The sequence below is a fragment of the Sinomonas notoginsengisoli genome (assembly GCF_021554725.1).
Lineage (GTDB): Bacteria > Actinomycetota > Actinomycetes > Actinomycetales > Micrococcaceae > Sinomonas > Sinomonas notoginsengisoli.
This window is the reverse complement of record NZ_JAIZDP010000003.1, coordinates 133,053-157,125: the sequence shown is the minus strand read 5'-3', so window position 1 is coordinate 157,125 and position 24,073 is coordinate 133,053. Positions and strand designations below refer to the sequence as shown.

Annotated in this window: 22 protein-coding genes and 1 tRNA gene; 15 read left to right on the top strand and 8 right to left on the bottom strand. The window is 69.7% G+C overall.

Going from position 1 to position 24,073, the window contains the following annotated elements:
* The first annotated feature begins 23 nt into the window (after positions 1-23).
* Entirely contained in the window at positions 24-1,097 is a 1,074-nt protein-coding gene (locus LF262_RS08270) for a tellurite resistance/C4-dicarboxylate transporter family protein (RefSeq protein ID WP_235779823.1), read from the top strand.
* An 81-nt stretch (positions 1,098-1,178) separates the two neighbouring features.
* On the opposite strand, the gene LF262_RS08265 is transcribed toward LF262_RS08270, so the two are convergent.
* Positions 1,179-2,492, bottom strand: coding sequence for an MFS transporter (locus LF262_RS08265; RefSeq protein WP_235779822.1), 1,314 nt, complete (start codon positions 2,490-2,492; stop codon positions 1,179-1,181).
* A gap of 124 nt (positions 2,493-2,616) precedes the next feature.
* Here LF262_RS08265 and LF262_RS08260 point away from each other — a divergent pair, with 124 nt between their 5' ends.
* From LF262_RS08260 to LF262_RS16925, 9 genes are all read left to right on the top strand, one after another.
* Positions 2,617-3,366 (top strand): IclR family transcriptional regulator, encoded by a 750-nt coding sequence (locus tag LF262_RS08260; RefSeq protein ID WP_235779821.1) that lies wholly within the window; start codon positions 2,617-2,619, stop codon positions 3,364-3,366.
* 166 nt (positions 3,367-3,532) lie between these two features.
* Positions 3,533-4,723 carry a 4-hydroxybenzoate 3-monooxygenase gene (locus LF262_RS08255; RefSeq protein WP_235779820.1) on the top strand — a complete coding sequence of 397 codons (1,191 nt, stop codon included), beginning with the start codon at positions 3,533-3,535 and terminating at the stop codon, positions 4,721-4,723.
* Between the two features lie 63 nt (positions 4,724-4,786).
* Positions 4,787-5,260, top strand: a complete 474-nt coding sequence (locus LF262_RS08250) for a carboxymuconolactone decarboxylase family protein (protein WP_235779819.1) — start codon at positions 4,787-4,789, stop codon at positions 5,258-5,260.
* Between the two features lie 227 nt (positions 5,261-5,487).
* The gene (locus tag LF262_RS08245; protein WP_235779818.1) at positions 5,488-6,174 is read left to right on the top strand and encodes a PadR family transcriptional regulator; all 687 of its coding nucleotides are present in this window, start codon (positions 5,488-5,490) and stop codon (positions 6,172-6,174) included.
* A gap of 71 nt (positions 6,175-6,245) precedes the next feature.
* Positions 6,246-8,150, top strand: a complete 1,905-nt coding sequence (locus tag LF262_RS08240) for an ABC transporter ATP-binding protein (RefSeq protein WP_235779817.1) — start codon at positions 6,246-6,248, stop codon at positions 8,148-8,150.
* Positions 8,151-8,262: 112 nt separating this feature from the next.
* Positions 8,263-9,489, top strand: coding sequence for a dual-specificity RNA methyltransferase RlmN (gene rlmN / locus LF262_RS08235; RefSeq protein ID WP_235779816.1), 1,227 nt, complete (start codon positions 8,263-8,265; stop codon positions 9,487-9,489).
* Positions 9,490-9,608: 119 nt separating this feature from the next.
* Positions 9,609-10,634, top strand: a complete 1,026-nt coding sequence (locus tag LF262_RS08230; protein ID WP_235779933.1) for an FUSC family protein — start codon at positions 9,609-9,611, stop codon at positions 10,632-10,634.
* A 78-nt stretch (positions 10,635-10,712) separates the two neighbouring features.
* Positions 10,713-11,714 (top strand): aldo/keto reductase family protein, encoded by a 1,002-nt coding sequence (locus LF262_RS08225; protein ID WP_235779815.1) that lies wholly within the window; start codon positions 10,713-10,715, stop codon positions 11,712-11,714.
* A 42-nt stretch (positions 11,715-11,756) separates the two neighbouring features.
* On the top strand, positions 11,757-11,879 hold the full coding sequence (locus LF262_RS16925; protein ID WP_268933693.1) for an SRPBCC family protein: 123 nt from the start codon (positions 11,757-11,759) through the stop codon (positions 11,877-11,879).
* A 42-nt stretch (positions 11,880-11,921) separates the two neighbouring features.
* On the opposite strand, the gene LF262_RS08220 is transcribed toward LF262_RS16925, so the two are convergent.
* Positions 11,922-13,448, bottom strand: coding sequence for an FAD-dependent oxidoreductase (locus LF262_RS08220; RefSeq protein ID WP_235779814.1), 1,527 nt, complete (start codon positions 13,446-13,448; stop codon positions 11,922-11,924).
* A 78-nt stretch (positions 13,449-13,526) separates the two neighbouring features.
* On the opposite strand from LF262_RS08220, the gene LF262_RS08215 reads away from it, so the two are divergent.
* Positions 13,527-14,192 (top strand): GTP cyclohydrolase II, encoded by a 666-nt coding sequence (locus LF262_RS08215; RefSeq protein WP_235779813.1) that lies wholly within the window; start codon positions 13,527-13,529, stop codon positions 14,190-14,192.
* An 86-nt stretch (positions 14,193-14,278) separates the two neighbouring features.
* On the opposite strand, the gene LF262_RS08210 is transcribed toward LF262_RS08215, so the two are convergent.
* Both LF262_RS08210 and LF262_RS08205 read right to left on the bottom strand, forming a co-directional pair.
* Positions 14,279-15,391: a pyridoxal-phosphate-dependent aminotransferase family protein gene (locus tag LF262_RS08210; RefSeq protein ID WP_235779812.1), complete on the bottom strand. Its 1,113-nt coding sequence runs from the start codon at positions 15,389-15,391 to the stop codon at positions 14,279-14,281.
* 33 nt (positions 15,392-15,424) lie between these two features.
* Positions 15,425-16,162, bottom strand: a complete 738-nt coding sequence (locus tag LF262_RS08205; protein ID WP_235779811.1) for a class I SAM-dependent methyltransferase — start codon at positions 16,160-16,162, stop codon at positions 15,425-15,427.
* A 19-nt stretch (positions 16,163-16,181) separates the two neighbouring features.
* On the opposite strand from LF262_RS08205, the gene LF262_RS08200 reads away from it, so the two are divergent.
* Positions 16,182-17,843 (top strand): FAD-binding dehydrogenase, encoded by a 1,662-nt coding sequence (locus LF262_RS08200; RefSeq protein WP_235779810.1) that lies wholly within the window; start codon positions 16,182-16,184, stop codon positions 17,841-17,843.
* A gap of 58 nt (positions 17,844-17,901) precedes the next feature.
* Here the strand turns inward: LF262_RS08200 and LF262_RS08195 are convergent.
* Positions 17,902-17,978: transfer RNA gene (locus LF262_RS08195), tRNA-Met, on the bottom strand.
* Between the two features lie 82 nt (positions 17,979-18,060).
* On the opposite strand from LF262_RS08195, the gene LF262_RS08190 reads away from it, so the two are divergent.
* Positions 18,061-19,146 (top strand): YihY/virulence factor BrkB family protein, encoded by a 1,086-nt coding sequence (locus LF262_RS08190; RefSeq protein WP_235779809.1) that lies wholly within the window; start codon positions 18,061-18,063, stop codon positions 19,144-19,146.
* Positions 19,147-19,255: 109 nt separating this feature from the next.
* Here the strand turns inward: LF262_RS08190 and LF262_RS08185 are convergent, their stop codons facing one another.
* Together LF262_RS08185 and purB are read right to left on the bottom strand one after the other, a co-directional pair.
* Positions 19,256-20,044 carry a methyltransferase domain-containing protein gene (locus LF262_RS08185; RefSeq protein ID WP_235779808.1) on the bottom strand — a complete coding sequence of 263 codons (789 nt, stop codon included), beginning with the start codon at positions 20,042-20,044 and terminating at the stop codon, positions 19,256-19,258.
* Positions 20,045-20,156: 112 nt separating this feature from the next.
* Entirely contained in the window at positions 20,157-21,599 is a 1,443-nt protein-coding gene (gene purB, locus LF262_RS08180; RefSeq protein WP_235779807.1) for an adenylosuccinate lyase, read from the bottom strand.
* A gap of 204 nt (positions 21,600-21,803) precedes the next feature.
* Here purB and LF262_RS08175 point away from each other — a divergent pair, with 204 nt between their 5' ends.
* Both LF262_RS08175 and LF262_RS08170 read left to right on the top strand, forming a co-directional pair.
* A complete protein-coding gene (locus LF262_RS08175) occupies positions 21,804-22,301 on the top strand; it encodes a hypothetical protein (protein WP_235779806.1) in 498 nt (165 codons plus the stop codon).
* Positions 22,298-23,677 carry a hypothetical protein gene (locus tag LF262_RS08170; RefSeq protein ID WP_235779805.1) on the top strand — a complete coding sequence of 460 codons (1,380 nt, stop codon included), beginning with the start codon at positions 22,298-22,300 and terminating at the stop codon, positions 23,675-23,677. The genes LF262_RS08175 and LF262_RS08170 overlap by 4 nt, the downstream gene beginning before the upstream one ends.
* Here LF262_RS08170 and LF262_RS08165 read toward each other — a convergent pair.
* Positions 23,616-24,041: a phage holin family protein gene (locus LF262_RS08165; RefSeq protein WP_235779804.1), complete on the bottom strand. Its 426-nt coding sequence runs from the start codon at positions 24,039-24,041 to the stop codon at positions 23,616-23,618. The genes LF262_RS08170 and LF262_RS08165 overlap by 62 nt on opposite strands.
* Positions 24,042-24,073: the final 32 nt, after the last annotated feature.

Here is a 24,073-nt window from a genome sequence, read left to right as displayed (position 1 = left end):
GCCGGCGACTTACGCTGGGAGCCATGACCACCGCCGCGCATGCTACGAGGACGTTCGGCCCCCGCGTTGCCGAGGCCGTGCAGACGCTGACGCCGGGGTACTTCGCGCTCACCATGGCCAGCGGCATCATCTCCGTGGGGCTCGAGCTCGAGGGCGTCCACTGGCTCTCGGCGGCGCTGCTGGCGGTGTGCCTGGTCTCCTACGCCGTGATCCTGGTGCTGAGCCTCGTGCGCCTGGTGCGGTTCCGCGCGGACATCACGCAAGACTTCATGGACCCCGGGCGTGCGTTCGGGTTCTTCACGTTCATCGCGGGGACGGACGTGCTCGGCGTGCGGCTCGGCATGGCGGGTTGGCCGGAGGCGACGGCCGTGCTCCTCGTCATCGCGGTGCTCGCCTCGGTGGTGCTCGGCTACGTTGTGCCGTGGACGGCCGTGCTGGGACGGGACGAGCGCCCCGTGGTGAAGGACGCCAACGGGACGTGGTTCATCTGGTGCGTGGCGAGCCAGTCCGTCGCGGTCGCGTCCGCGGCGCTCGAGCCCCTCGCCGGGCCGGACTGGCGGGCGGCCCTCGCGCTCGTGGCTGTGGTGGCCTGGTCGGTCGGGCTCATCCTGTACGCGGCCGTGGGGATCTTCGTCTCCCTCCGGCTCATGACCTACCCGATCCGGCCCGAGGACCTCCGCCCGCAGTACTTCGTGGCCATGGGCGCCATGGCCATCAGCGTGCTCGCGGGGGCGCGGATCGTGGAGATGGCCGGCGCGCCGATGGTCGACGCGACCCGCGGGCTCGTGGCCGGCTCCTCCGTGGTGTTCTGGTCCTTCGCCTCATGGCTGTTCCCCGTGCTGCTCGCGGCGGGGTGGTGGCGGCATGTCGTCCACTACGTGCCGCTGGCCTACGAGCCCGGCCTGTGGAGCGTCATCTTCCCCCTCGGCATGTACGCGGTGGCCGGGATCTATCTGGGCCGCACGGACCACCTGCCGATCGTCGCATTCATCGGCCGAGCAGAGCTGTGGGTCGCGGTCGCGGCGTTCCTTCTCACCTTTGGCGGAATGCTCTGGCATCTGTGGGCCACGCTCGTGCGGACGCGCGTCAGGGATTGACGTTCCGTCAGGCACAACCCACGCGCGCTTGGGCCCGGAAACGGCCTACCAGCGGCGTGAGTTGTGCTTGACAGGACGCGCCTACAGGTCCTTCCCAGCCACCACGTGCGGCACGGCCACGAGTGCGAGCACAGCCAGCACCGCCGCAGCGGCGAACACATAGAAGCCCCACGGGTAGGCGATATTGAGCGTCACGAGCGTGCCGGTCACCGCCGGGCCGAGGATCGCGCCGATGCGGCCCACGCCAGCGGAGAAGCCGAGCGCCGTCCCGCGCAGGTTGGCCGGGAAGAGCTGGGAGACCCATGCGTACACGAGCACCTGGGCGCTGAACACGAACACGCCGGTGACGAACACCGCGGCATTGAGCAGGAGCTCGTTCTGCATCTTGATGCTCAGCGCTGCCAGGAGTACCGCCGATAGCCCGAACCAGAGCAGCACCACGCGCTTGGCGCCGTGCCTGTCCGCGAGCCACCCGGCGAGGATGAGCCCCGCCACCGCGCCGACGTTGAGCACGAGCAGCAGGGTCAGCGACGAGCTCAGCGAGTAGCCGGCCTCGGCCATGAGCGTGGGCAGCCATGTGTTGAGCCCGTACACGAGCAGCAGGCCCATGAACGACGCCACCGCGATCCCCACCGCCACCACGGGGTACGGCTTCTGCAGCAGCGCACGGATGCCGTGCTTCTCGCCGGGCGCGGCGTTCGTTCCCGAGCCGGCCGGGTTGGACGGCGAGGTGGACGACGCCGGCGAGTCGCCGCCGTCGTGCGCGGAACCGTGCGCGGAACCGGCGGCGGTGCCCGCGGCAGAGGGCAGCGACTCGGGGAGCTTGGCCCACAGGAACGGGATGAGAACGAGGCCTGCCGCGCCGCCGGCAATGAACATGGCGCGCCAGTTCGGCATGATGAGCAGCGCGAGGAACGCGGTGGCGACGGCGCCTGCGTGGTAGCCGGTCATGGTGCGCGTGGTGTTGGAGGCGCCGGAGCCGGCCTTCGCGTAGTCGTTGATGTACGCGAGCGCAGCAGGGAGGCACGCGCCGAGGCCGAGCCCCGCGAGCAGGCGGAACGTGCTGAACAGCGCGACATTGGGTGCCACGACCACGGCCAGAGTGAAGACCGAGAACCACGCGACGCACGCGATGAGCAGCCGTCGCCGGCCGAACCGGTCCGAGAGCGGCGCGATGAACAGCGCCCCGAGGCCCACGCCCACGAGCGAGATGGTCGCCGCGAGGGTCGCGCCGACGGGGTCGAAGCCAATCTCGTGGGTCTTCAGGAGAGTGGGGATCACGGCCCCGAGGACCACGAGGTCGAAGCCGTCCAGGACCATCGCGAACCAGCAGAGCCACACGGGCCATGAGGAACGCGCGGAGGCGCGGGTCGTTGCGGGAAGGGTTGTGGACATGGAGAACCTCGCGGTGTGTTTCGGGGACCTGAGAGTTGTATCACCGATCGTCGTGGCCTCTGACACGTGAGACCATTGAACGGAATCTGCGGCTGTTGCGGACGTCATACAAGGGGGAGCGGGAATGGCGAATTCGATATCCGGCGACTCCGTCGTGGACAGAGTGGTGCGGATCCTCGAGGCCTTTCCGGAAGGTGTCAGCTCGCTGCCGCTCGGGGAGCTCGCAGCGCGTGCGGGACTGCCGCTCACGAGCGCGCACCGGCTCGTCAAGCAACTCGCGGAGCACCGCCTCCTCGAGCAGGCGCCGGGCGGGAAGGTGCAGCTGGGCCTGCGGCTGTGGGAACTGGTGAACCGGAATTCGCCCACGCTCGTGCTGCGCCAGGCCGCCCTGCCGTTCATGGACGACATCCACCAGGTGCTCAATCAGAACGTGAATCTCGCGGTGCTCCAGGGCGACGACGTGCTGTTCGTCGAGCGCCTCTCGCGGCGTGGTTCGGTGGCCAACCGGGCCAAGGTCGCCGGGCGCATGCCTGTGCACGTCTCCTCGGCCGGCGTGGCGCTCATGTCCGCGCAGCCCCCGCACGTCCAGGCCGCGTACCTCGCCCGGTTCCGCGACCCCACGGGCAAGGCGACCACCGAGCACGTCCGCCAGATTCTCGCCGCGGCCTCGACCCACGGGTACGCGGAGCTTGCGGGCGTGGTGGATCCGGACACCTGGGGGATCGCCGTACCCATCCATGACCGGCAGCGGCTCGCGGTGGCGGCGATCGGCGTCGTCGTGCCTCTCGCGGAGGTGCGGATACAGCAGCTGGTGCCCGCGCTCAAGACCGCCGCACGGGGAATCGGACGGCAGCTCGGGGCGCCGGGGGAGTAGGCCCCTCTCGGGCGCACGACGCCGGGAGTGCAGCTCTCGATTCACTCCCTCGCCGTTCCGATCAACGGAATTGGGGTTCGCCCTCGGAGCGAGCCGCGTCACACTCGATGCAGACGCTTCGCCGCTGCGGATCCCGCACGGCCCAGAACCCCCGAAAGGAACGATCATGGGCGATCGCACCGTCATCACCACCCAGGTGGCCATCATGGGAGCCGGGCCGGCGGGCCTCATGCTCTCCCACCTGCTCTCGCAGGCCGGGATCGACAATACGGTGGTGGAGATCCGCTCCCGCGCGGACATCTCGGCGACGATCCGCGCGGGCATCCTCGAGGCCGGCTCCGTGGACCTGCTCGTCAACTCCGGTGTGGACAACGTGCTCCGCAACGGCCACGAGCACGAGGGCACCGAGTTCCGGGTCAACGGCGAGGGCCACCGCATCGACTTCAAGGGCCTCGTGGGCCAGTCGGTGTGGCTGTACCCCCAGAACGACGTGTTCGACGACCTTGCTGCCCGCCGTGAGGCCGACGGCGGCGACGTGCGCTACTCGTGCTCCAACACCGAGATCGAGGACGTCCTCGGCAGGCCCAAGGTCCGCTTCACGGATTCGGAGGGCCGCGACTTCGAGCTGCAGGCCGAGATCCTCGTGGGCTCGGACGGCTCCCGTTCGCAGTGCCGCCGCCACGTCCCCGAGGCCAACCGCAAGACCTACTTCAACGAATACCCGTTCGCGTGGTTCGGCATCCTCACGGACGCCCCCCGCAGCGCCCCCGAGCTCATCTACGCCAACTCGGCCCACGGCTTCGCGCTCATCTCGCAGCGCACCGACACGATGCAGCGGATGTACTTCCAGTGCGACCCCACGACCAACCCCGATGACTGGACCGACGAGCAGATCTGGGAGCAGCTGCGCCTGCGGGTCAACGGCAACGGGTTCGAGCTCAAGGAGGGGCCGGTCACCGACAAGGTGGTGCTGCCCTTCCGCTCGTTCGTGCAGGCGCCGATGCGGCACGGCAACCTGTTCCTCGCCGGCGACGCCGCCCACACCGTCCCGCCCACGGGCGCCAAGGGCCTCAACCTCGCGCTGCACGATGTGGCGCTCCTGTTCGAGTCCCTCGACTCGTACTTCAAGTCCGGCTCCTCGGCTCTGCTGGACACGTACTCCGAGCGTGCCCTGGACCGCGTGTGGAAGGCGCAGTACTTCTCGTACTGGATGACCACGCTCCTGCACACCGTCCCGACCGAGAGCAACCACGAGTTCTTCCGCGCCCGGCAGCTCGGCGAGCTCCGCTCGCTGCTGGAGTCCGAGCGCGGCCGGGCCTACATCGCCGAGTGCTACACGGGGTGGCAGACCAAGTAGCAGCTGGCCCCTACTCTGGGGCGGCGTCCGCGCCGGGAGCCTGGCGCCCGGCATGATGGATCCATGACCCACGTGCCCGACCCTGACGAGCCCTCCTTCTACCTGGACAAGGCCAATCCCGCGGCGTGGAAGGCGCTCAACGGACTCGCCCTCGCGGTGCGCAAGGCGACCGACGACGCCGGCCTGCCGCGCGCCGTCGTCGAACTCGCCGCGGTGCGGATCTCCCAGATCAACGGCTGCGCGTTCTGCCTCGACCTGCACGGCAGGCTCGCGGTCGAGGCGGGCGTGCCTGAGCGGAAGCTCCACGTGCTCGCGGCGTGGCGCGAGGCCGGCCTCTTCTCGGTGCTCGAGCGCGCGGCGCTCGACGTCGCCGAGGCCGTCACGCTCCTCCCGGACGATGAGGCGCGCCTCGAGACGTTGGCCGGCGCCCGGGCCGAGCTCGGGGACGCCCGGTTCTCCGCCCTGTGCTGGGCGGCCGTGACCATGAATGCGTTCAACCGGGTCTCGATCGTGAGCCGGCACAAGGTTCAGCCGTAGCGCCCCAGTCCACCATGGGCCCATCGGGCTTCCCGAGCACCCTCCATCCCTGAACAGCTGCCCTCGCCCTCATGTGCTGCCCGGATCCGGGCAGCACATGAGAGCGAGGGCAGTTCGCGTTCCGGAGGATCTCCGGCAGCCTCTTGCCTTCCGACATTCATCGATATATCGTTAACTATCGGTTCCAGTCGGAGCCGCCCACGCATCGATTCGACAAGGAGAACACCATGCGCGGACATCAAGAACACTGCCGCCGAGAGGCGATGCACCACCACGACGGCCCTCGCCACCCCGGCGCTCGCGGCTTTGATCCCGGAGCCCCCGCCGGCTTCGGCCCCGGATTCCCGGGCGGCCCCGGTGGCTTCCCCGGGTTCGGTCCCGGGTTCGGGGGTCACGGCTTCGGCCCTGGGGGCCACGGCCACGGCCCAGGAGGCCACGGCTTCCCGCCGGGATTCGGCCCCCGAGGCGGACGGCGCGCAAGCCGCGGCGACGTCCGGGCCATGATCCTCTCGCTCCTGTCCGAGCAGCCGCTCACCGGGTACGGGATCATCCAGGCCGCGAATGCCAAGACCAACGGCGTCTGGCGCCCCAGCCCCGGCTCCGTGTACCCGACACTGCAGCAGCTCGTCGACGAGGAGCTCGTGGAGCAGGCCGGCGAGGGCAAGCGCACCGAGTACACGCTCACGGACGGGGGCCGCACATACGTCGCGGACCATGCTGAAGAGCTCACCAACGCGTGGGAGGCAGCGCCAGGAAGGAGCGAGGCCACCGAGGCGTTCATGGACAGCGTCGGCAAGTTCATGGGCGTCGTGCACCAGTTCCGGGCCGCAGCCACGGACGAGCAGCGCACTCTGGCCGCAGCGAAGCTCGACGAGGCCCGCAAGGCCCTCTACCTGATCCTCGCCGAGGACTGACCACAGCCAGCCCGGTCCCGGTGAACACCAAGAACTTGGGAGAACGCAGGAACCGGGCGGAAAGTAGGAGCATGTCACAGACCTGGCGAGGGGGAGCACCCAGCCGCGGAGGCCGCTTCTCCAGCGGCGATGCGGCCCTCCAGCGCAAGCTCAACGCCGAGGCGCCGAAGATCCCGCACCTCTTCCGGCGCACGGCGGAGCTGTTTGCGCCCCACCGGTTCGCGCTCGTGCTCACGGTGGTCCTGGTCCTGGCCTCCGCGGCGCTCTCGGTGGCCCCGCCGCTGCTGACCCAGCGCATCTTCGACCAGGGCCTGTTCCCCACGAACGGGCACCCGGACCTGAACATGCTCGTGGAGCTCGTGGCCCTCATGGTCGGCGCCTACGTCTTCTCCGCGCTGCTCGGGGTGTGGCAGACGTACCTCACCTCGACCGTGGGGAACGCGGTCATGGGGTCCCTCCGGGTGCGCCTCTTCACGCACCTGCAGGCCATGGAGTTGAGCTTCTTCACGCGGACCAAGACGGGCGTGATCCAGTCCCGACTGCAGAACGACGTGGGCGGCGTGGCGACTGTCCTCGCGAACACGGTGAGCGGCGTCGTGGGCAATATCGTCACTGTCATCGCGGCGTTCGTGGCGATGGTCGCGCTGAACTGGCAGCTGACGCTCATCGCTGTAGTGCTCATGCCGTTCCTCGTCGTGGCCCAGCGCCGCGTTGGCCAGGTCCGTGCGCGGATCGCCACGAAGACGCAGGAGTCCCTCTCGGACATGACGGCCATCACCCAAGAGTCGCTGAGCGTCTCCGGCATCCTCCTGTCCAAGAGCTTCAATCGGCAGCCGGACGAGATCGAGCGGTATTCCCGCGAGAACGGCAACCTCGTCAGCCTCCAGATCCGCCAGACCATGAGCGGGCAGTACTTCTTCGCGCTCGTGACGATCTTCATGTCCTCGATCCCCGCGATCGTGTACCTCGTGGCCGGGTGGCTCCTGACGGGCGGCGCCGGCCTCGGTGGCCCCGGAGCCATCACCGCCGGCACGATCGTCGCGTTCACCAATGTCCAGGCCCGCCTTCTCTTCCCGCTCATCGCACTCATGCGCGTGGCCCTCGACCTGCAGACTTCCGGCGCCCTGTTCGCCCGCATCTTCGAGTACCTCGATCTCAGGCCTGCCATTGCGGATACGCCCGACGCCGCGCCGCTCCCCGACGGGGACCCTCGTCTGGGCGAGGTGGCGTTCGACGGCGTGACGTTCCGCTACCCGGATTCCCGCGGCGAGGACCGGGCTACTCTGGACGGCGTCTCGTTTTCCATCGAGCCGGGCCAGTTTGCCGCGTTCGTGGGCCCGAGTGGCGCCGGGAAGACCACCGTCTCCTACCTCATCCCGCGCTTCTACGAGGCGAGCTCCGGCTCTGTGAGGTTCGCGGGGCACGATGTGCGGGACCTCCAGCGGGAATCGCTGGTGGGCCATATCGGCGTCGTGAGCCAGGAGACGTACCTGTTCCACGCCACGATCGCCGAGAACCTCCGGTACGCGAAAGTGGACGCCACGCCTGCGGAACTCGAGGCCGCGTGCCGCGCTGCGAACATCCACGAGACGATCGTTTCCTTCCCGGACGGCTATGGCACGATCGTGGGCGAGCGCGGCTACCGGCTCTCCGGCGGCGAGAAGCAGCGCATCGCCATCGCGCGAGTGCTGCTCAAGGACCCCGAGGTGCTCATCCTCGACGAGGCCACGAGCGCCCTCGACACCATCTCCGAGCGCGTGGTCCAGCAGGCCCTCGACGCGGCCTCCCATGGCCGGACCACGATCGCGATCGCGCACCGGCTCTCGACAGTGGTGGGGGCGGACGTCATCTACGTCGTGGACCGGGGGCGGATCGTCGAGCACGGCACGCACTCCGAGCTGCTCGCCGTAGGGGGTGCCTATGCCCGGCTGTACGCGGAGCAGTCGACGGCGCCCTCGCCGGCGCGCCACGCGTGACAGGAGATGTAGGCCCCGACCGGGCGGACTGGGCCGCCGGGGGGCGGATCGAGAGCGGAATCATAGTGCCCCGATTGGGCTTGGACCAAACGGGCGTGGGATGATGGACAGGATGACTTCCCCCACGCGAACCACGAACACCGAGAGCCAGTCCGCGAACAGAACGGCAGACCGCGCACAGGTCATGCCTACCGCGGAGGGCTGGGAGCAGCAGCGCACCTCCGAGGGACGCCCGCTGCTGCAGTTCGCGTCCCCGCGGGCCAAGCAGCCTCCCCAGCACCTTGCGGACCTGAGCCTTGAGGAGCGCCAGGCCAAGCTCAAGGAGCTCGGGCTCCCGGCATTCCGCGCCAAGCAGCTCAGCACGCACTACTTCCAGCACTGGACCACGGATCCCGAGGCTATGAGCGACCTGCCCAAGGCCGGCCGTGAGGAGCTCGCGAGCGCCGTGTTCCCGCCGCTGCTCACCGAGGTCCGCCGGCTCCGCACCGACGACGGCAACACGATCAAGGTCCTGTGGCGCCTCTTCGACGGCGCGCTCGTCGAGTCGGTGCTCATGCGCTACCCGGGCCGCATCACGCTGTGCGTCTCGTCCCAGGCCGGCTGCGGCATGAACTGCCCGTTCTGCGCCACGGGCCAGGCGGGCCTGACCCGCAACATGTCCGCGGCGGAGATCGTGGACCAGGTTGTCGCGGCGAACCGGCTCATCGTGGCCGGGGAGCTTGGCACCCCCGAACACGATCAGGAGCGCGTCACCAACATCGTCTTCATGGGCATGGGGGAGCCGCTGGCCAACTACAAGCGCGTGATGAACGCCGTGCACCGCTTCGTGGACCCGGTCCCGATGGGTCTGGGCATGAGCGCCCGCAACATCACCGTCTCGACCGTGGGCCTCGTTCCCGCGATCCGCAAGCTCGCGGACGAGGACCTTCCAGTCACGTTCGCTCTCTCCCTCCACGCGCCTGACGACGAGCTCCGGGACGAGCTCATCCCCGTCAACAACCGCTGGAAGGTCGACGAGGCCCTCGACGCGGCCTACGACTACTACGCCAAGACCGGTCGCCGCGTGAGCATCGAGTACGCGCTCATCAAGGACATGAACGACCACGCCTGGCGCGCCGCGCTCCTGGCCAAGAAGCTCAACGAGCGCGGCCGCGGCTGGGTCCACGTGAACCCGATCCCGCTCAACCCGACCCCAGGGTCGATCTGGACCTCCTCCGAGCGCCCCGTGCAGCAGGAGTTCATCGAGACGCTCCGCGCTGCGGGCGTCCCTACGACTCTGCGCGACACGCGCGGCAAGGAGATCGACGGCGCCTGCGGGCAGCTCGCGGCCGCCGAATGAGCCGTCCCTCCTCGAGTACTCCAGCGCACGACGGCGCCACCCACCAGGGCGTGTCCGATGGCTCCTCCTTCACTCGCCTCCGGGAGTTCCTCCGCCGGCTGTTCTTCAGCATCGGCCCGATGAAGAATGACCACCATGTGGCGGTGCGGGCCGCCGCGGGCGTCTTCATCCCGCTCATCACGCTTGCCCTCTGGGGCCGGCTGGACCTCGCGATCTTCGCGAGCTTCGGCGCGTTCACCGGGATCTACGGGCGCAACGAGCCCCACCGCGTGCGCCTCGTGACCCAGGTCCGTGCGGGCCTGCTGATGCTGGCCGTGATCCTCGCGGCCACGCTGACGGCCAGGCTCAGCCCGGGTGAGGCCACGAGCCCATGGACGATCGTCGTCGGCACCACCATCGTTGCCTGGGCCGCCACGATCGTGGTGGGCTACTGGCGCCTGCGGCCGGCCGGATCCCTCTTCCACATCTTCGCGTACGCGGCCGTCGCGTCCGTGCCGCACCAGCCCCCGTTGGGGCAGGCCATGTTCACGGCCGCGGTGACCGTGGTGCTATGCCTGCTCATCGGCGTCATCTCGCGCGTGCGCCCGTCGCGACGCACGCCACTCACCTGGGCCGGGATGCGGGCGGCCGCGCGGGTGCGCCTCGGCACCGAGGCGCGGCACGTTCTCTGGCTCGAGTCCGTGGGGTACCTCGTGGCGGCTGCGATCGCAGGCACTCTTGCGACCATCGTGGGGCAGTCGCTCGGGTTCGGGCACAACTACTGGGCGATGGTCGCCGCCGTCGTGCCCCTCGTGGGCCACACGACCCGGCACCGCGTGGCCCGCGGCCTGCAGCGTATCCTCGGCACGATCGTGGGCCTCGTGATGTTGGCCCTCATCGTCGCCGTGCGGCCGGACGCGTGGCTCATGGTCGTCTTCATCGCGGTGTGCCAGTTCGGGGCCGAGATGCTCATCGCGCGGCAGTACTTCCTCGCGCAGGTGTTCGTCACGCCGCTCGCGCTGCTCTCGACCCTCCTCGTGGTGCGCGTGAACCCGCTCGACCTCCTGCACGACCGCTTCATCGACACCGTGATCGGCGCGGTGATCGGCGTGGCCGTGGTGCTCGCGCCGAGCGTCTGGAGGCGGTGGACCCGTAGCCAGGCGTGATTTCTGGGCTGGATGTGGCTACGCTCACTCCCGGCCACTCCTGCGGAATCGGCCAGTCCACCTGCGGAAGGAACCCCCATGGAATACCGTCGGCTCGGCAGCAGCGGCATGTACGTCTCGGAGATCGCCTACGGCAACTGGGTCACGCACGGTGACCAGATCGACCAGGACACGGCCACCGAGTGCGTCCGCACCGCACTCGACCTCGGCATCACCACGTTCGACACCGCAGATGCCTACGCGGGCACGCGTGCGGAGTCAGCGCTCGGCGAGGCGTTGACGGGCGTGCGCCGTGAGGGCCTCGAGATCTTCACGAAGGTCTACTTTCCCACCGGCGAGGGCAAGAATGACCGCGGTCTCTCCCGCAAGCACGTCATGGAGTCGATCAACGGGTCTCTGCGCCGCCTGCGCACCGAGTATGTGGACCTCTACCAGGCCCACCGCTACGACTATGAGACTCCCCTCGAGGAGACCATGCAGGCGTTCGCGGACATCGTGCACGCGGGTAAGGCGCACTACATCGGGGTCTCGGAGTGGACCCCGGACGAGATCCGCGCAGCCCACGAACTCGCGACCGAGCTGGGGATCCGCCTTGTCTCGAACCAGCCGCAGTACAACATGCTCTGGCGTGTCATCGAGCCGGAGATCGTGCCGCTCTCCGAGGAACTCGGCCTGGGCCAGATCGTGTGGTCGCCGATCGCTCAGGGCGTCCTGACGGGCAAGTACCTGCCGGGGGCCCAGGCCGCGCCGGCCGAGTCCCGATTCTCCACAACCGAGGGAACCGTCAAGGCAGACCACCGCTACCTGCAGCCCGCCGTCCTCGAGCGCGTCCAGGCGCTGCGCCCGCTCGCCGAGGAGGCCGGGCTGTCCATGGCGGCGTTCGCGGTGGCCTGGGTGCTGCAGAACCAGAACGTCTCCGCCGCGATCATCGGCGCCTCGAAGCCGGACCAGATCAGGGACAACGTGACCGCCTCCGGTGTCACGCTAGACCCGGCGCTCCTCGCGCGCGTCGACGAGGTGCTGGGCGGCATTGTTGAACGCGACCCCTCCAAGGTCGAGTCCTTCCTCAGGCGCGCCTAGGACGCCCGGCATGAGAACAATCACCGGCTCACGCCCAAGGGGATGCTGAAGCTGATCGCCCCGCTGTTCGCGGCACTGGGGCGCAGGCAGGAGCAGCGGATCTGGTCCAGCCTCAAGGCGCATCTTGAAGCCGGAGACCAGCCGCCACGGAGCGGCGAGACCTGACGGCTGGCCGCAAGCGCTGAGGCCCCTTCTCTGCGGCGCGGGTCAGCCCGGCAGCGGCCGCCGCTCAAGGTCCTTCTCGGCTGGCCCCTGGATGACCCTCCCGTCGAGGGCGTACCGCGAGCCGTGGCACGGGCAGTCCCACGTGGGGGGTGCATCGCCGGAACCGGGGGCAAACTCCACCACGCAGCGCAGGTGCGTGCAGCGCGCCGAGAGGGCATGCGTCTCCCCGTCGGCGTCCGCGTACACGGCGGTGGCGCGCCCGCCGACGTCGAACACGGCTCCCTCCTTGGGTGCGAGGCGCGGAAGGCCGCGCCAGGGCGCGAGGTGCGGCTCCGCCGTCGTGCCCGCTGCGGGCGCTGGCCTGGGTACCGCACGGGTGCTGTCGAACACTGTGGCCCAAGGGCTTACTGCGCCGGTGACCGCATCGGTGACGAGAAGGGCTGCGGCTGTGCCGTTCGTGAGACCCCACTTCCGCAGGCCCGTGATGACGTAGAGGTGCCGGGAGCCGGGTGTCAGGAGCCCTGCGAACGGCAGGCCGTCCGCAGGGAGTGTGTCCTGGGTGGACCAGCGGTATTCCGCGTGCTCGCTGCCGAGGCGCTCGCGGGAAAAGCGCGCGAGCCGTTCGAACCGATCGGCGGAGCTACCCCCGGCAGCTCCGCCGTCCACGCCACCAGCGGAGACGCGATGGCCCTCACCGCCCACGAGAACGTAGTCGGTGCCGTTCTCGCGCGTGGTGAGGATTGAGCGCGTAGGCTCGTCGACGCTGATGAAGGTGGAGTCCCGCGGCATGCCCTCGGCCGGGCTGGCAACAATGTACGAGCGGTGGAGGGTGAGGCTCCCGCTGTACCGGCCCGAGTCGCCCATCGGCACGTTCGTCGCGACCACGATGTCCCGTGCCCGGACGGTGCCGTGGTCGGTCACTGCCAGGGCAGGAGTCCCGTCGCGGACCTCGCGCACCTCCGTGCGTTCGACGACGGTGCTCCCGCCGCCGTCCACGGCCCGCGCGAGCCCGTGGAGGTACTTCACTGCGTGGAACTGGGCCTGGCCCGCGAAGCGGACGGCGCCCGCGACAGGAAACGGCAGCGGGACGTCCGTGGTGAACGAGGCCGGGAGGCCGAGCCGCGCGGCAAGCTCCGCCTCGGCGCGGACGGCGGCGAGGTGCTCGGGGCCCTCGGCGTAGGTGAAGTTGGTGACCCGGCGGAATCCGCAGTCGATGCCCTCGGCCTCGACCGTGGCCGCGACGTGTGCGAGGCCTGCCTCATTGGCCTGCCCGTACGCGCGAGCGGTGTCCTCGCCGTGGTCCTCGGCCAGCTTCGTATAGGCGAGGCGGTGGAGGGAGCTGACCTTCCCTGTCGTGTTGCCTGTCACGCCGGTGCCGATCCGCGACGCCTCGAGGACCGCGACGGTGAGTCCCCGGCGCTTGAGGCCCAGTGCCGCCGTGAGCCCGGCGATTCCGCCGCCGATCACCGCGACGTCGACCTCGAGATTTCCATCGAGGCGGGAATACTGGGGGCTGTCGGCGGTTGCTATCCACAAGGACATGACCTTGGATCGCGCTATGTCGGCCACGACTGCCTCCTTGGCCCCATCCTATGTAAAATCGGTTTAACTCATTTTAGAGTGCGGGACCGTCAGAGAGAAGGGGCCATGTCGAGACCAGAGGTGCGCACGCGGGTACGGGTCCCCCTGAAGTTTCCGGACGGCTTTTCCACGGGTGCGGACGTCTTCACGTTCCGCCACCTTGCGGACCGCGGCGAGCACCTGCTCCTCGGCCTCGGGGACTGGGAGGACGCGCTCGCCAGGTCGCACGACGGCGGCGACGCGCCTCTGGTCCGCCCGCACAGTGAGTGCCTGACCGGCGACGTCTTCGGATCCCAGCGCTGCGACTGCGGCCCGCAGCTGCGTGAGGCTGCGGAGCGCATCACCGAGGCCGGCGGGTTCCTGCTGTACCTTCGCCAGGAGGGGCGCGGGATCGGGCTGTACGCGAAGCTTGACGCCTACGCGCTCCAGGACCAGGGCCTCGACACGTACGCCGCGAACCGTGCCCTCGGGCGCGGCGAGGACGAGCGCGACTACCGCGCCGCCGCACAGATGCTGCGCACCGTCGGGGCCACCCGGATCCGGCTCCTGTCCAACAATCCTGACAAGGCCCACCAGCTCGAGTCCCTCGGGATCGAGGTTGCCGAGCGGGTGCCCACGGGAGTGCATCTCTCCGAAGCCAACGCCTTCTATCTGGCCACCAAGCGCGACCACACGTTGCACACGCTCGACCTGGACGGCTACGAGGACGGCTCCCTCGAGCTCACTGGCTGATTGACCCTATTGCGCCTTGGCGCCTCGCTGCGGCGCGCCACTACGATCTGGCAGGAGCGGCCCAGTCCACCGGCGTGGTCCCGGAGCTAGCGCGCGGCGGCGATCGCCTCGTCCAGCGCCCCGAGCACGAGGGTCACGGAGGCGGGGCTCGCGTTCGGCCCCATGAGCCCGATCCGCCAGACCGTGCTCGCGAACTCGCCCACCCCGGAGCCGATCTCGATCGAGAACTGCTCGAGGAGGATCTGCCGCACGCGCGCCGAGAAGACCCCCTCGGGCACCTTGACGGTGGTGAGGCTCGGCAGGCGGTGGCCCTCGGCGGCGAAGAGTTCGAGCCCCATGTGCGTCAGGCCCTCGCGCAGGGCTGCGCCTGCGGCCTCGTGCCGGGCCCATACTGCGGACAGGCCCTCGGCGAGGATGCGGTCGAGGCCGGCCTCAAGCCCCGCGATCATGGTGACGGGCGCCGTGTGGTGGTACGTGCGCGAGTGGCCCTCGGCCGCGCCGACGTACCCGCCGAGCAGGCCGATGTCGAAGTACCAGGACCGCGGGTCCTTGGCTCGCCGCTCGAACGCGCGCTCCGAGACCGTGAACGGGGCGAGCCCGGGCGGGACGCCCAGGCACTTCTGGGTGCCGGCGTAGCCGATGTCGATGCCCCACGCGTCCGCGCGCAGCTCGAGCCCTCCGATCGAGGTCACGGCATCGACGAGGAGGAGGGCATCGCCTTTGCTGGCGCCGAGCGCGGCGATGTCCGAGCGGACGCCCGTGGACGTCTCGGCGTGGACGGCCGCGATGATCTTGGGGTTCGGGTGGGCAGAGAGAACCCGCTCGGGGTCGACAGGCTGACCCCACACATGGTCCACGCGCACCACCTCGGCCCCGCACCTGCGTGCGACCTCGCACATCCGCTGGCCGAAGAGCCCGTTCACCGCGACCACCACGGGGTCTCCGGGCTCCACGAAGTTCACGAACGCGGCCTCCATGCCGCCCGAGCCAGTCGCTGACACCGGCCACGTGCGCGCGTTCTCGGTGCCCCACACCTTCCGCAGGCCGTCCGAGACGCGGTCGAGCCGGTCGATGAACGCCGGGTCCAGGTGCCCGATTACCGGGTACGAGAGCGCCGCCATGACCTCGGGGTACGCGTTCCCCGGGCCCGGCCCGAAGAGGTAGCGGAACGGCAAGATCTGGGCGTGGGGAGCGGCCATGGCCCAACCCTACCCGCGCCGTGCGCGGAAACTTCAGGCCGGGCGCACTGCCCCCACGATGGACCACACTCGGCCCTTGCGCTGGAGCACCGGCTCCAGGCCCGCCTTCCGCACCGTGCTGACCATCGCAGCGGGCGAGTGCACGAACCCCCGGAAGGAGCGCCCGCCGAGCGCGAGGAACGCATTGGTGGCCGCAATTCCGGAGCGCGTGAACACGTTCCGCGGCGGGTGGCTGAACACGAGCGCGCGGCGGGCCTTGGCGGCTGCCGCGCCGAGAAGGCGCTCGTAGTCGGGGTAGCAGCACACCACGCGGTGGAGGACGACGACGTCGGCCGGCTTCACGGCATCGGGGGTCGCCGCGAGGTCCACGCCCAGGAGCCGGTCGGCGCGGGCGCTCAGCCCGGCCTCCTTCAGGAGCCTGGCAGCCTCCGCCTCGTAGCCGTCCGAGAGCTCGAGATTCGTCGCGTGCCCGGCGCCGCGGGCGAGCATGTCCATCTGGATTTCGCCGACGCCACCGCCCACCTCGAGGACGCTCGCTCCTGCGAGGCTCCCGCCGAGCGCCTCTTCGGCGAAGGCGACAATGCGCCGCTCGATCGGGGTCAGTCCCTTCCGCTCGAACCGCCGGGCCACGGAGGTGGAGAACCGCGAGTTGAACACGGCGCTGTAGGCGTCAGGCCGACGGCGCGGATCGTTCGGATCGGCTCCGGTCGGGCGGGAGGGGCCACAGCAGGACATGCTGCCAGTATGCGGCACGGTTGACTCTTCTGGCATGGGCCGAAAGGCTGGGTCCATGGCTGCAGATGAGATGGTGCATGCGGACGTGTGCGTGGTCGGGGCCGGCCTCGCGGGGCTCGTCGCGGCGGTCGAGGCCGCGGACGCGGGGCGCGAGGTGGTGGTCCTCGACCAGGAGCCGGCGCAGTCCCTCGGCGGCCAGGCGCACTGGTCCCTCGGCGGACTGTTCCTCGTCGACTCGCCCGAGCAGCGCCGCATGGGCGTGCGGGACTCGTTGGCGCTCGCGCGCCAGGACTGGTTCGGCTCGGCGCAGTTCGACCGCCCGGAAGACTACTGGCCGCGTCAGTGGGCCGAGGCATACCTCGACTTCGCCGCCGGGGAGAAGCGTGCATGGCTGCACGGGATGGGTGTGCGGTTCTTCCCTGTCGTCGGCTGGGCGGAGCGCGGCGACGGGCGCGCGGACGGGCACGGCAACTCGCTGCCGCGCTTCCACCTGGTCTGGGGGACGGGGCCGGGCCTGCTCGCGCCGTTCGTCCGTCGTGCCCGAGCGCACGCCGACGCCGCGCGCATCCGCTTCCTTTACCGGCACCGGGTGGACGAGGTGGTGACGCACGACGGCGCGGTGACCGGCGTGCGCGGAGCCCGCCTCGCGCCGTCGTCCGTCGAACGGGGCAGGGCGAGCAGCCGCGAAATCGCCGGGGAGTTCGTGGTGGAGGCTGGCGCCGTCGTGATCGCCTCCGGCGGGGTGGGCGGCAATCTCGGGCTTGTGCGGAAGCTGTGGCCCGAGCGGATGGGGACGCCGCCGCAGACCATGGTGGCAGGGGTGCCCGCGCACGTGGACGGCCGGATGCTCGGCATCGCGGAGGCGGCAGGTGCGCGCTTGATCAATACGGACCGCATGTGGCACTACACCGAGGGGATCCGCAACTGGAACCCGGTCTGGGAGAATCACGGCATACGGATCCTGCCGGGGCCCTCGTCGATGTGGCTCGACGCGCTGGGACGTCGGCTCCCCGCGCCGCTGTTCCCTGGGTTCGACACGCTCGCCACGCTCAGGCACCTCCGCGGGACGGGGTACGACTACTCGTGGTTCGTGCTGACCCAGTCCATCATCGAGAAGGAGTTCGCGCTCTCCGGCTCCGAGCAGAATCCGGACCTGACGGGCAAGGACCTGAGGCTCCTGGCCGCGCGGGTGCGGCCCGGTGCACCCGGGCCGGTGGAGGCGTTCAAAGAGCATGGGGAGGACTTCGTCGTCGCGTCCTCCTTCACCGAGCTCGTTGAGGGGATGAACCGGGTGGGGGAGCCGGGCCTGCTGGATGAGGCGGCCGTGCGCGCCGTGATCGAGGCGCGGGACGCGGAGATCGAGAACGCCTTCGGCAAGGACGCGCAGGTGACGTTCCTGCGCGCGCACCGGCGCTACCTCGGGGACCGGCTCATCCGCACCGCCGCGCCGCACCGCATCCTGGACCCGAAGCACGGCCCGCTCATCGCAGTGCGGCTGAACGTCCTGACGCGCAAGACGCTCGGCGGCCTCGAGACGGACCTGTCGGGGCGCTGCCTGGCCCCTGCGGGCCACGTGGTGCCTGGGCTGTTCGCTGCGGGGGAGGCTTCCGGGTTCGGCGGCGGCGGGATGATGGGCTACAACGCCCTCGAGGGGACGTTCCTCGGCGGATGCCTGTTCTCGGGCCGGGCGGCGGGGCGGGCTGCGGCGGCCCCCTGAGGAGCCCGCAGGACACACCGCAAAGGCCCCCGATCGATGTGGATCGGGGGCCTTCGAGTGGTTGCGGGGGCAGGATTTGAACCTACGACCTCTGGGTTATGAGCCCAGCGAGCTACCGAACTGCTCCACCCCGCGGCGCTTCATCGACTATACACCAGCGCGTTCGCTGGTGCGAATTGCGTGGTTGCCCTCGCCGGGTTGTGGGTATGAACGGCGCATGGGAGAACAGACCAGCGAAACATCGACCGAGCGCAAGGCTGACACAGCGGTTCCACCGGACGATTCACGCAAACCAGGCCGTGTCCGTGACATCAAGAAGCATTCCTGGAAGTACATCGGCGGCAAGACGCTCCGGGAGTTCGGCAACGACAACTGCGCCGACCTAGCCGCCTCCCTCACGTACTACGCTGTCCTCTCGCTCTTCCCCGCGCTCCTCGCCCTCGTCTCCCTGCTGGGGCTCTTCGGCCAGGCGGAGAAGACGGCGAGCGGGATGTTGGACATCCTGCAGTCGGTGGCCCCCGGGTCCTCGGCGGAGGCGGTGCGAGGGCCCGTGGAGGAACTCGTGAACAGCCCAGCGGCGGGCCTCGCACTCATTGGCGGCGTCCTCGGCGCCCTGTGGTCGGCCTCCGGCTACGTGGGCGCGTTCGGACGCGCCATGAACCGGATCTACGAGGTGGAGGAGGGGCGTGGCTTCGTCCGGCTGCGCGGCACCATGCTCGCGCTCACGGTCGGGGCCGTGGTCATCGTCGCCATCATCTCCGCCATGCTCGTGCTGAGCGGGCCCGTGGCCGAGGCGGTCGGAAGCACGATCGGGCTTGGAGGGGCCACGGTGCTTGTCTGGGACCTCGCGAAGTGGCCTGTGGCGCTGATCCTCATCATCGTCCTCATCGCGCTGCTGTACTACTTCACTCCGAACGTGAAGCAGCCGAAGTTCCGCTGGATCAGCATGGGGTCCATTATCGCGATCGTAGTGCTGGCTGTGGCAACCGTCGGCTTCGGCTTCTACGTGGGCAACTTCGGCCACTACAACAAGACCTACGGCGCGCTCGGCGGCGTCGTGATCCTGCTGCTGTGGCTCTGGATTGTGAATATGTCGCTGCTCTTCGGCGCCGAGTTCGACGCCGAGACCGAGCGCGGCCGCGAACTCCAGGCCGGCATCGGGGCGGAGGAGATGATCCAGCTTCCGCCGCGGGCCACCGTCGGGTCGGAGAAGAAGCGGAAGGCAAAGGAGAAGGACCTCCAGCATGCCCGAGAACTGCGTCACGGAGCCGGACGCACCGGGCACGGCGCCCGGCAGGACTAGGGCGTGTTGCTAAACCGCGCTGGGCCGGGTCTGCGGGCGCATGGGCAAGCGTGATGTGGTTGTACCTGGCTAGGCTGCTGCGCCTGGACGACCTGATGGCCGGGTACGCCTAGGCCTTGTGGCACAGCACGCTGAGGCTCGTCACCCCATACTTGTCGGTGGCCTTCCGCGCGCGGCGCGAGAGGAACCGGTAGTCGTCGTTGGCGCGCGTCGTATCCACGAGGAACCCGGCGGCGTCTAGGGATGTCATCAATGATTCGACTCGCATCGCCCCGCCGATGCAGGCGGCCCACAGTGAGGCGTCGCACGTGACGGTCTCGGGCATCTGGGACCGCGTCACGATATCGGATAAGACGAGCCGGCCGCCTCGCCGGAGGGCATCCGCTGCGGCGGCGAACACGATGTCCTTATCCGGAGCGAGGTTGATGACGCCGTTCGAGATGACGCAGTCCATGGAACCCGCCTCGACCGCCGGCGATTCGATGCGGCCCTCACGGAAGTCGATGTTGTCGAAGAGGTTCCCCGCCTCCGCCGCCAGTCTGCGCGCCTTGGCGAGCTGCGCCGCCGTCATGTCGATGCCGATCACGGAACCGCGGGCGCCCACGGAAATCGACGACAGGAAGCTGTCCGTCCCCGAGCCGCTGCCCAAATCCAGGACGCGCTCGCCTGGCTTGAGCGCCGCGAGATCGTGGAAGTACCCGACGCCCGCGAACGAGTCGACCGCCGCGGACGGGATCTGGTCCAGGTCCCAAGGTGGGTAGCCGAGGCGTTCCGCAAGGGCGCGCCCCGTCTCGAAATGGAACTCCTGGGAGGGGTTGTCTGCGACTTGCTCGTAGATCCCCTTGACGCGGGCCTCAAGATCAGCGGTATCGAGGTGGAGCTCGGGTTCGATGCTCATGACAGACTCCTGCGCGGTCCATTGCTGGGCCAAGGTTCCACTCCCGCATCCATTGGAACACCGTGCCGCAACGTTGTCACCTGGAGCCAGCCGCCCCGAAAGGGGGAGCCGCTCAGCTGAGGTGGTCGACGAGCTTGCCGGCGATGCCGTTGTACGTGGCCGGGGTGAGGGCCAGAAGGCGCGACTCGGCCTCGGAGGAAAGGCCGAGCTCGGAGACGAACTCCTTCATCCGGGCCGCATCGACCCGCTGCCCGCGCGTGAGGTCCTTGAGGCGCTCGTAGGGGTTGTCCATGTTCGGCACGCCCGCGATCGCTTCCGCGCGCATGACCATCTGGATCGCCTCGGCCAGGACTTCCCAGTTCGTGTCGAGGTCCTCGGCTAGCACCTCCTCGGCCACGTCGAGGCCCTTGAGGCCGCGGGCCACGTTGGAGACCGCGAGCAGCGAGTGGCCGAACGCGACTCCGATGTTGCGCTGCGACGAGGAATCGGTGAGGTCCCGCTGCCAGCGTGACGTCACGAGCGTAGCGCCGAGTGTGTCGAGGAGGGAGCAGGAGACCTCAAGGTTTGCCTCGGCGTTCTCGAAGCGGATCGGGTTCACCTTGTGCGGCATGGTCGAGGAGCCCGTCGCGCCAGCCACAGGAATCTGCCGGAAGTAGCCGATCGAGATGTAGCTCCAGACGTCCGTGCACACGTTGTGCAGGATTCGGTTGAAGCGCGCCATGTCCGCGTAGAGCTCGGCCTGCCAGTCGTGGCTTTCGATCTGCGTGGTCAACGGGTTCCACGTCAGGCCCAGGCCCTCGACGAAGGACTCGGAGACTTCCTGCCAGTCCGCGCTCGGCACCGACGCGTAGTGGGCCGCGTAGGTGCCAGTGGCGCCGTTGATCTTGCCGAGGTACTGGGTGCGGGCAATCCTGGCGAGCTGGCGGCCCAGGCGGTGCGCCGCCACGGCGAGTTCCTTCCCGAGCGAGGTCGGGGTGGCCGGCTGGCCGTGGGTGCGCGAGAGCATCGGAACGTCCCGGCTGGCCCGCGCCATGTCCGCGATCTGCCCCACGAGCGCTCGGGCTGCGGGCAGCCAGACGTCCTCCACGGCGCCCTTGATCCCGAGCGCGTAGGAGAGGTTGTTGACGTCCTCCGATGTGCAGCCGAAATGCACCATCGGGGTCAGGTGCTTGATGCCCAGAGGCTCAAGGCGACGGCCGATGTAGTACTCGACCGCCTTGACGTCGTGGACCGTGACGGCCTCGATCTCGGCGAGCTCGGCGACCGAGGCGGTGTCGAACTCGGTGACGATCTTCCGCAACCCCTCCTCCTGCTCGGCGCTGAGGGGTCCGGCGCCCGGGAGCACGGAGTTGCGCGTGAGGTGGATGAGCCACTCGACCTCGACGGCCACGCGATCGCGGTTGAGCGCGGCCTCGGACAGGTAGTCCACGAGGGGCGCGACGGCGGGGCGGTAGCGGCCGTCGAGCGGTCCGAGGGCGATGGGCCTGGCGGCTGTCTCGCCGGCAGCGGCCAGGGAGAGACGTCCGGACGGGATGCGCGAGGGGGAATCAGCCATGGCCTCCATTCTTCCACGCCCTTTCCGGTGGCTTTCGGGGACGGTTGTGCTGCCCCGGGACGAGGCGTCACTTGTCCTCCACAGGTATCCGTTCGGGCGTGCAGTCCACATACGACGCCGCAGGCCAACCATGGGTGCCGAAGGCCGCCTAGCGTCGTGGCATGGCCGGGCTGAACGAGCCCGGCAGGGCTGGGGAGGGGAACCATGACCGGATCGATGCGCGACGCCGACAAGTACGTCATCGGCACAGGGAGCTCGTCTGGGTTCGACCCTGCATGCGGCCATGACGAGACAGAGCTGCACGCGGCCGCGGCCGGGCTCGCGAAGGCGCAGGAGGCCGTCGAGGACGCCCGGGCCTTCGTGGCACGCGCGGAGGACGCCGAATGGTCCGGTCCTGCCGCCGCGGCGTTCAGGACATCGACGGCTTGCCTCGCGGCGCGGATGGCCACCGTCGCGGCGGGCCTGGCGGCCCTCGCCCTCATGATCGCGGCCCTGCAGTCCGAGGTTTCCGCGTGCCCCCGGGTGCCCATCGCCTCGCGAGCTCCGAGCGGTGCGGCCAGCCCGCAGTCGCTGGTGGCGGAGGGGCGCACGGGTCCGCTCGTGCCGCTCCCCTCCCGCACGCCCGCACTGCGCCTCTCCGTGCAGCCTCAGCCCGCGTTCACCCAGGGCCTCGGTCCCCGCGAGGGACGAGTCTGCCCATGAAACCCGACCCGCACGGTGGGGAGCGGGATGCCGCGGCGTTCGTCGTCACGGGCGGGACCGCATTCCGTGTGAACCTCGAGGCCCTCGACACGGCTCTCGGGGCACTCACAGCTGCCGCGTCGCTCGCCGAAGCGGTGCCGAGCCACCTCGAGGCGGCGCGTGCCGCCGTTTGGCGGGGTGCATGCGCAGCGAGCCCTGGTGTCAGGTCGTTCGATGCCGAGGCGGCGGAGCTCGTCGCTTCTACGGGGCATCTGGCGCTTGACGCCGCGGCAGCTGCCCGGGGCGTGGCCGTGGCCGTCGGCAGCTACCGGGCGGCGGAGGCGATGACCGCGGGCGAGGCTGGCGGCCGCCAGCTGGCCATGCGCGGTCTCGTCTGGGGCCTGGTACCGCCCGGTCTGTGGCGGATCGAGGGGGATACTCCCGCGCGCGGCGGTGCCCAACTCCTCCGGTCGATCCTGGCGGAGGGGTCCACAGTGCCACCACTCGTCCCCTGGGTCCCTGCTGGGCGAGCGAAGGATCCGATCAGCATCATCCGAGCACAGATTTCGGCCGGCGCGGAGGACGCCTCGACCTTCGCGTATGCGGGGCGGAGCCTCCAGCAGGCACAGCGCACGCCGTCGTCGATCCTCGTGGAGCGGATCCCGCGCACGGACGGCTCGACAGCAGTGATGGTGACCGTGCCCGGCACACAGACCTGGTCGCTGGACGATCCCTCCGGCGGCGTCTTCGACACCGAGGGGAACCTCGATGCGATGGCGGGGCGAGACAGCCACGTGCGCCAGCTCATCGCCCGGGCACTGGCCGATCAGCAGGTCCGCACCGGGGACGCGATCGTCTTCAACGCGCACAGTCAGGGCTCCCTGCACGTCTTCGGCCTCCTCGAGGACCCGGACTTCCGGGCGCGCTACCCCGTGGCGGCGGTGACGGTGCTCGGCGGGGTGCCGACGGCGTTCCGCGTGCCCGAGGAGGTAGCCGTCCTCAGCATCGCCAACCGGGACGATGTCGTGCCGGGGCTTTCCGGCCTCCCGCCCGTTCCGCGTCCGAACGTCGTCGACGTCCAAACTCCTTCACACTCCGACATCCGGGCAGGGGGACTCCTCAAAGCGGTAGTCGATGCCCATGACCTGGACGCGTATGCCGCCGACGCACGCGCGCTGGACGGGTCGACGAACCCGTCGGTTCGGGGCTACGCCGAGGTCCTCGGCGCCATCGTCGGAACGGGGATCGTGGGTGCTGCCCCTGGACCCGTCGGTGTCCCCCGTCGCGAACGGTTCGTCTACACCGGCACGGACACGGCGACCCCGGCCGCGGCCTCTAGCTCTTCTTCCTCAGGCCCACAGCCCAGCCCGTCAGCGCCGAGACGATCGAGACGATGATCGCCCCGAGCACGGCCGTCACGAACGAGTCGAGAGTCAGATGGACGGGGGTGTAGCTGGAGATCCAGGCCGTCAGCCCAAGCATCGCGGCGTTGATCACAAGGGCGAACAGCCCGAGGGTGAGGCATGTGATCGGCAGCGACAGCACGCTCACAATCGGCCGCACCACCGCGTTAACGAGGCCGAAGATGAGTCCGATGAACAGGTAGGCCACCACGAGGCCCGCTGTCCCGCTGGCATCGGCGCCGCCGGCGTTCGCGGCCACGCCGGGGGTAGTGGACGTCGTGATATCCATGCCGGGGAGGATCCACGCGGCCACCCAGAGGGCGAGCGCGCTGACGATGACGTGCAGCAGGAAGCGCATGCGCCCATACTCCCACGGCTACGCTGTATGGC

Excerpts from the sequence above, each read along its gene's own strand:
- LF262_RS08270 (WP_235779823.1), top strand. The coding sequence starts at position 24 with ATGACCACCGCCGCGCATGCTACGAGGACGTTCGGCCCCCGCGTTGCC.
- LF262_RS08265 (WP_235779822.1), bottom strand. The coding sequence starts at position 2,492 with ATGTCCACAACCCTTCCCGCAACGACCCGCGCCTCCGCGCGTTCCTCA.
- LF262_RS08260 (WP_235779821.1), top strand. The coding sequence starts at position 2,617 with ATGGCGAATTCGATATCCGGCGACTCCGTCGTGGACAGAGTGGTGCGG.
- LF262_RS08255 (WP_235779820.1), top strand. The coding sequence starts at position 3,533 with ATGGGCGATCGCACCGTCATCACCACCCAGGTGGCCATCATGGGAGCC.
- LF262_RS08250 (WP_235779819.1), top strand. The coding sequence starts at position 4,787 with ATGACCCACGTGCCCGACCCTGACGAGCCCTCCTTCTACCTGGACAAG.
- LF262_RS08245 (WP_235779818.1), top strand. The coding sequence starts at position 5,488 with ATGCGCGGACATCAAGAACACTGCCGCCGAGAGGCGATGCACCACCAC.
- LF262_RS08240 (WP_235779817.1), top strand. The coding sequence starts at position 6,246 with ATGTCACAGACCTGGCGAGGGGGAGCACCCAGCCGCGGAGGCCGCTTC.
- rlmN (WP_235779816.1), top strand. The coding sequence starts at position 8,263 with ATGACTTCCCCCACGCGAACCACGAACACCGAGAGCCAGTCCGCGAAC.
- LF262_RS08230 (WP_235779933.1), top strand. The coding sequence starts at position 9,609 with ATGAAGAATGACCACCATGTGGCGGTGCGGGCCGCCGCGGGCGTCTTC.
- LF262_RS08225 (WP_235779815.1), top strand. The coding sequence starts at position 10,713 with ATGGAATACCGTCGGCTCGGCAGCAGCGGCATGTACGTCTCGGAGATC.
- LF262_RS16925 (WP_268933693.1), top strand. The coding sequence starts at position 11,757 with ATGCTGAAGCTGATCGCCCCGCTGTTCGCGGCACTGGGGCGCAGGCAG.
- LF262_RS08215 (WP_235779813.1), top strand. The coding sequence starts at position 13,527 with ATGTCGAGACCAGAGGTGCGCACGCGGGTACGGGTCCCCCTGAAGTTT.
- LF262_RS08210 (WP_235779812.1), bottom strand. The coding sequence starts at position 15,391 with ATGGCCGCTCCCCACGCCCAGATCTTGCCGTTCCGCTACCTCTTCGGG.
- LF262_RS08205 (WP_235779811.1), bottom strand. The coding sequence starts at position 16,162 with ATGCCAGAAGAGTCAACCGTGCCGCATACTGGCAGCATGTCCTGCTGT.
- LF262_RS08200 (WP_235779810.1), top strand. The coding sequence starts at position 16,182 with ATGGCTGCAGATGAGATGGTGCATGCGGACGTGTGCGTGGTCGGGGCC.
- LF262_RS08190 (WP_235779809.1), top strand. The coding sequence starts at position 18,061 with ATGGGAGAACAGACCAGCGAAACATCGACCGAGCGCAAGGCTGACACA.
- LF262_RS08185 (WP_235779808.1), bottom strand. The coding sequence starts at position 20,044 with ATGAGCATCGAACCCGAGCTCCACCTCGATACCGCTGATCTTGAGGCC.
- purB (WP_235779807.1), bottom strand. The coding sequence starts at position 21,599 with ATGGCTGATTCCCCCTCGCGCATCCCGTCCGGACGTCTCTCCCTGGCC.
- LF262_RS08175 (WP_235779806.1), top strand. The coding sequence starts at position 21,804 with ATGACCGGATCGATGCGCGACGCCGACAAGTACGTCATCGGCACAGGG.
- LF262_RS08170 (WP_235779805.1), top strand. The coding sequence starts at position 22,298 with ATGAAACCCGACCCGCACGGTGGGGAGCGGGATGCCGCGGCGTTCGTC.
- LF262_RS08165 (WP_235779804.1), bottom strand. The coding sequence starts at position 24,041 with ATGCGCTTCCTGCTGCACGTCATCGTCAGCGCGCTCGCCCTCTGGGTG.